The organism is Novosphingobium sp. TCA1, assembly GCF_009811895.1.
Lineage (GTDB): Bacteria > Pseudomonadota > Alphaproteobacteria > Sphingomonadales > Sphingomonadaceae > Novosphingobium > Novosphingobium panipatense_A.
The window spans coordinates 1-2,866 of the sequence record NZ_BLJH01000096.1; the positions used below are offsets into that span (position 1 = coordinate 1).

The window sequence follows — 2,866 nt, forward strand, 5'->3', positions numbered from 1 at the left end:
ACAATGCAGTCTTTATGCAGGGCTGTCATTGATGGTGTGGATTCTCAAGCGTGAGGTAAGAGCATTTGGTGGATGCCTTGGCATGTACAGGCGAAGAAGGACGTGGCACGCTGCGATAAGCGTTGGGGAGCTGTGAGCAAGCTTTGATCCAACGATTTCCGAATGGGGAAACCCACCTTCACCATTTCTCTCGTTGTTCGAGTGATCGGGCAGTGAGTGAGGTGGATAAGGTATCACCGAGTTGAATACATAGACTTGGTGAAGCGAACCCGGGGAACTGAAACATCTAAGTACCCGGAGGAAAAGACATCAACCGAGATTCCGTTAGTAGTGGCGAGCGAACGCGGACCAGGCCAGTGCTTGCATTTCAGTTAGCAGAACACTTTGGAAAGAGTGGCCATAGCGGGTGACAGCCCCGTATGCGAAAACGATGATGCAAGACTCGAGTAGGGCGGGACACGTGAAATCCTGTCTGAACATGGGGGGACCACCCTCCAAGCCTAAATACTCGTACATGACCGATAGCGAACACAGTACCGTGAGGGAAAGGTGAAAAGCACCCCGATGAGGGGAGTGAAACAGTACCTGAAACCGAATGCTTACAAGCAGTAGGAGCCTCTTTAGGGGGTGACTGCGTACCTCTTGCATAATGGGTCAGTGACTTAATGTACCATGCGAGCTTAAGCCGTTAGGTGTAGGCGCAGCGAAAGCGAGTCTGAATAGGGCGACAGAGTATGGTGTATTAGACCCGAAACCCGGCGATCTAGGCATGACCAGGTTGAAGGTGCGGTAACACGCACTGGAGGACCGAACCGGTGAATGTTGAAAAATTCTCGGATGAGTTGTGTTTAGGGGTGAAAGGCCAATCAAGCCGGGAAATAGCTGGTTCTCCGCGAAATCTATTGAGGTAGAGCGTCGAATGTATGCCGTTGGGGGTAGAGCACTGGATGGTTGCGGGGGTCGCGAGATCTACCAATACTAACCAAACTCCGAATACCAACGAGACTTGTTCGGCAGACAGACGGCGGGTGCTAAGGTCCGTCGTCAAAAGGGAAACAGCCCTAACCTACAGCTAAGGTCCCCAAGTCATCACTAAGTGGGAAAGCATGTGGGAATCCCAAAACAACCAGGAGGTTGGCTTAGAAGCAGCCATCCTTTAAAGAAAGCGTAACAGCTCACTGGTCTAAATAAGGGTTCCTGCGGCGAAAATGTAACGGGGCTAAAGTGATGCACCGAAGCTTAGGGTTCAGATCTTTGATCTGAGCGGTAGCGGAGCGTTCCGTAAGCGAGTGAAGCTCAAGGGTAACCGAGGGTGGACGTATCGGAAGTGCGAATGCTGACATGAGTAGCGATAAAGAGGGTGAGATGCCCTCTCGCCGAAAGACCAAGGGTTCCTGCTTAAAGCTAATCTGAGCAGGGTGAGCCGGCCCCTAAGACGAGCCCGAAGGGGGTAGTCGATGGGAACCACGTTAATATTCGTGGGCCTGGTGGTGTGTGACGGATCTCGTGTATTGTACAACCTTATCGGATTGGTTGTGCTTTGAAGAGGTTCCAGGAAATAGCCCCACCGTATAGACCGTACCCGAAACCGACACAGGTGGTCAGGTAGAGTATACCAAGGCGCTTGAGAGAAGTATCCTGAAGGAACTCGGCAAATTGCCTCCGTACCTTCGGAAGAAGGAGGCCCTGTCTATGCGCAAGCACTGGCAGGGGGCACAGGCCAGGGGGTAGCGACTGTTTAGCAAAAACACAGGACTCTGCTAAGTCGGCTTCAAGACGACGTATAGGGTCTGACGCCTGCCCGGTGCCGGAAGGTTAAGAGGAGGAGTGCAAGCTCCGAATTGAAGCCCCGGTAAACGGCGGCCGTAACTATAACGGTCCTAAGGTAGCGAAATTCCTTGTCGGGTAAGTTCCGACCTGCACGAATGGCGTAACGACTTCCCCACTGTCTCCAGGATATGCTCAGCGAAATTGAATTCTCCGTGAAGATGCGGAGTACCCGCGGTTAGACGGAAAGACCCCGTGCACCTTTACTGCAGCTTCAGAGTGGCATTGGAAAATTATTGTGTAGCATAGGTGGGAGGCTTTGAAGCAACGGCGCCAGCTGTTGTGGAGCCATAGGTGAAATACCACCCTGTGATTTTTTAATGTCTAACCTCGTACCGTTAGCCGGTACAGGGACCCTCTGTGGCGGGTAGTTTGACTGGGGCGGTCGCCTCCTAAAGAGTAACGGAGGCGCGCGATGGTAGGCTCAGGCCGGTTGGAAACCGGCTGCAAGAGTGCAATGGCATAAGCCTGCCTGACTGCGAGATTGACGAATCGAGCAGAGACGAAAGTCGGTCATAGTGATCCGGTGGTCCCTCGTGGAAGGGCCATCGCTCAACGGATAAAAGGTACGCCGGGGATAACAGGCTGATGATTCCCAAGAGCTCATATCGACGGAATCGTTTGGCACCTCGATGTCGGCTCATCACATCCTGGGGCTGGAGCAGGTCCCAAGGGTTTGGCTGTTCGCCAATTAAAGTGGTACGTGAGCTGGGTTCAGAACGTCGCGAGACAGTTTGGTCCCTATCTGCCGTGGGCGTCGATACTTGAGAGGAGTTGACCCTAGTACGAGAGGACCGGGTTGAACATGCCTCTGGTGTACCTGTCGTGGCGCCAGCCGCGCAGCAGGGTAGCTATGCATGGACGGGATAACCGCTGAAAGCATCTAAGCGGGAAGCCTCCCTCAAGATTAGGTATCTTCGAGTCGTGATAGACCATCACGTTGATAGGCCGGGTGTGGAAGCGTGGTAACGCGTGGAGCTAACCGGTCCTAATAACTCTGTTCATGCTTGATGAATCCCACCATCAATGACAGTCCTGC

General features: G+C 53.1%; 1 rRNA gene. It reads left to right on the forward strand.

Features of this window, described 5'->3' with window-relative positions:
- The first annotated feature begins 45 nt into the window (after positions 1-45).
- A 23S ribosomal RNA gene (locus NTCA1_RS28095) occupies positions 46-2,839 on the forward strand.
- Positions 2,840-2,866: the final 27 nt, after the last annotated feature.